Genomic DNA, 3846 nt, shown 5'->3' on the forward strand with positions numbered 1-3846 from the left:
CACCTTATCGAAAGGTAGATGACGGGAAGGTGGACATCGCCAATTACAAATTCCTCAGTGCTGAGGAGGAGGAAGGTATGAAAATCGCCCAGGCGAACATACCGCTCAAGAACAATGGAGCCATTGACTCTGAAAAGGTCATTGCCCGGATGGAAGGGGATTTCCCTGTTGTTGATCCGAAGGAAGTCAATTATACCGATGTGGCTCCAAATCAGATCGCGTCGATCTCGGCATCTTTGATTCCATTCCTGGAACACGATGATGCGAACCGGGCCCTGATGGGATCCAACATGATGCGGCAAGCTGTTCCTTTGCTCAAACCTCAGTCTCCCATTGTGGGGACAGGACTGGAGCGCCAGGTCGCTACAGATTCCCGGGTATTGATTAATGCCGAGGGCGATGGGGTAGTGGACTATGTGGACTCTAAAAAGATCACCATAAAATATAAGCGTTCTGAACAGGAGCGACTGGTGAGTTTTGAGCCCGATTCCAAAACGTATGAACTGATTAAGTTCAGGAAGACGAATCAGGGGACGAGTATAAACCTCAAGCCAATCGTTCGCAAAGGCGATAAGGTGAAGCGGGGACAGGTGCTTTGTGAAGGGTACGCCACTGAAAAAGGGGAACTCGCCCTGGGTCGTAACCTTCAGGTGGCATTTATGCCGTGGAAGGGATACAACTTTGAGGATGCGATTGTGATTTCTGAAAAAGTGGTTCGGGAAGATATTTTCACCTCCATTCACATCGATGAATACGCCCTGGAGGTTCGGGATACAAAATTGGGAGCTGAGGAGCTCACCAACGATATCCCTAATGTCTCTGAGGAAGCCACCAAGGATTTGGACGAATATGGTATGATCCGCATCGGGGCTGAAGTAAAACCCGGGGATATCCTAATTGGAAAAATAACCCCAAAAGGAGAGTCCGATCCGACCCCGGAAGAAAAACTCCTCCGAGCGATTTTTGGAGATAAGGCGGGTGATGTGAAGGATGCTTCACTCAAAGCACCACCATCCCTGAATGGGGTGGTTATCGACAAAAAACTCTTCTCGCGCTCTATCAAAGATAAGCGCAAGCGAAATGAAGATAAGGAGGCCATTTCCAAGCTGGAGATGGAATACGAGGTGAAGTTCCAGCAACTGAAGGATGTTCTGGTTGAAAAACTCTTCCAACTGGTTGGCGGGAAAACCTCACAGGGGGTTCTGAACGACCTGGGTGAGGAAGTCCTGCCAAAAGGCAAGAAGTACACCCTGAAGATGATGAACTCTGTGGATGATTTCGCTCACCTGGTAGGCGGAAGCTGGACTACTGATAAGGGTACCAATGCACTAGTCGCTGATTTACTCCACAACTATAAGATCAAACTGAATGACCTTCAGGGGAATCTGAGAAGGGATAAATTCACCATTTCTGTCGGGGATGAACTTCCAGCAGGTATTATGAAACTGGCCAAAGTCTATATCGCCAAGAAGCGCAAGCTCAAAGTTGGTGATAAGATGGCAGGGCGTCACGGAAACAAGGGTATTGTGGCGCGAATTGTGCGTCAGGAAGACATGCCTTTCCTCGAAGACGGAACACCTGTGGATATCGTTCTCAATCCGTTGGGGGTACCTTCGCGGATGAACATCGGTCAGATCTACGAAACAGTTCTTGGGTGGGCTGGTCAGAAGATAGACAGAAAGTTTGCCACGCCTATTTTTGACGGAGCTACTCTGGATCAGATCAACAAGTATACCGATGATGCGGGGATTCCCCGATTCGGGCATACCTACCTCTATGACGGAGGAAGCGGGGAACGTTTCCACCAGCAGGCGACCGTTGGAATTATTTACATGCTGAAACTCGGCCACATGGTCGACGATAAAATGCATGCGAGATCTATCGGGCCGTACTCTCTGATCACCCAGCAACCCCTTGGTGGTAAAGCCCAGTTTGGTGGACAGCGTTTCGGAGAAATGGAGGTCTGGGCCCTGGAAGCCTATGGCGCTTCGTCTACTCTGAGAGAGATCCTCACCGTGAAATCTGACGATGTAATCGGCCGGGCGAAGACTTACGAGTCTATCGTGAAGGGCGAAAGCATGCCAGAACCCGGATTGCCCGAATCCTTCAATGTACTGATGCACGAACTCAAGGGATTGGGTCTCGACATCCGTCTGGAGGAGTAAGTCAGTTTTTTAACACAATTAATTTTAGCAGCATACGATAATGGCTCGACTAAAGGATAATACAACAGTAAAGCGGTTTAACAAGATTTCTATCGGTCTGGCTTCCCCGGAGGCTATTTTGGCAGAGTCCAGAGGTGAAGTCCTGAAACCGGAAACTATAAATTACCGGACTCATAAGCCAGAGCGGGATGGTTTGTTCTGCGAACGTATTTTCGGACCCGTAAAGGACTATGAATGCGCGTGTGGAAAGTATAAGCGTATACGATATCGCGGTATCGTCTGCGACCGCTGTGGGGTTGAGGTCACTGAGAAAAAAGTACGGCGTGACCGCGTGGGTCATATAAATTTGGTAGTCCCGGTCGCGCATATATGGTACTTCCGTTCCCTGCCGAATAAAATTGGGTACTTGTTGGGACTCCCCTCCAAGAAACTCGACATGATCATCTATTACGAAAGATATGTGGTCATTCAACCGGGGATTGCAAAAGGACCTGACGGGGACGAGCTTCAAAAAATGGATTTCCTCACTGAGGAGGAATATCTGAACATTCTGGAAACGATTCCACCGGAGAATCAGTATCTGGATGATAACGATCCGAATAAGTTTATCGCCAAGATGGGTGCAGAATGTCTCATTGACCTTCTCGCGCGTATCGACCTGAAGGAACTCTCTTTTGAGTTGCGTCACAAAGCCCATACAGAAACTTCCAAGCAACGTAAGACGGAAGCTCTTAAAAGGCTGCAGGTCGTAGAGGCTCTCAGGGAATCACAGGACAACCGCGAAAACCGGCCAGAGTGGATGATAATGAAGGTAATACCTGTCATCCCACCGGAATTGCGTCCCCTCGTACCCCTGGATGGTGGCCGATTCGCGACCTCGGATCTCAATGACTTATACCGGAGGGTGATTATTCGGAATAACCGACTGAAACGCCTGATGGAGATCAAAGCCCCTGAGGTCATTCTGCGGAATGAAAAGCGAATGCTCCAGGAAGCCGTGGACTCCCTGTTTGACAACACCCGGAAATCTTCTGCGGTTAAAACGGAATCCAACCGGCCATTGAAGTCCCTATCGGATTCCCTCAAAGGAAAGCAGGGACGTTTTCGTCAGAACCTTCTCGGTAAGCGGGTAGATTACTCTGCACGTTCGGTAATTGTCGTGGGACCTGAAATGAAGCTCTACGAATGTGGACTTCCCAAGGATATGGCGGCAGAATTGTACAAACCCTTTATTATTCGAAAGCTTATTGAGCGGGGTATTGTCAAAACCGTGAAGTCTGCCAAGAAAATAATCGATAAAAAGGAACCCGTAGTCTGGGATATTCTTGAGAATGTGCTCAAAGGGCACCCCGTGTTGCTGAACCGGGCTCCCACGCTTCACCGTTTGGGGATCCAGGCTTTCCAGCCGAGGTTGATCGAAGGAAAGGCTATCCGCCTGCACCCTTTAGTCTGTACTGCATTTAATGCGGATTTCGACGGAGATCAGATGGCGGTTCACCTGCCATTGGGGCCTGAGGCCATCCTGGAAGCGCAGCTTTTGATGCTGGCATCCCATAACATTTTGAATCCTGCGAATGGTTCTCCGATCACCGTACCGTCACAGGATATGGTACTCGGATTGTATTATATGACCAAAGAGCGAAAGTCCACCAAGGAGTTTCCTGTGCTCGGAGAAGGTCTG

1 protein-coding gene and 1 pseudogene are annotated in these 3846 nt (G+C 49.2%); both read left to right on the top strand.

All coding sequences use genetic code 11. The features are described 5' to 3' along the window. On the top strand, positions 1-2165 hold a 2165-nt coding region (rpoB, locus tag WBV75_RS00420; RefSeq protein ID WP_424118693.1), incomplete at its 5' end, for a DNA-directed RNA polymerase subunit beta. A 40-nt stretch (positions 2166-2205) separates the two neighbouring features. Continuing rightward, positions 2206-3846: pseudogene (locus WBV75_RS00425) on the top strand (DNA-directed RNA polymerase subunit beta'); the annotation flags it as partial.

Origin of the sequence: Robiginitalea sp. (genome assembly GCF_049588695.1) — a bacterium.
Classification (GTDB): domain Bacteria; phylum Bacteroidota; class Bacteroidia; order Flavobacteriales; family Flavobacteriaceae; genus Robiginitalea.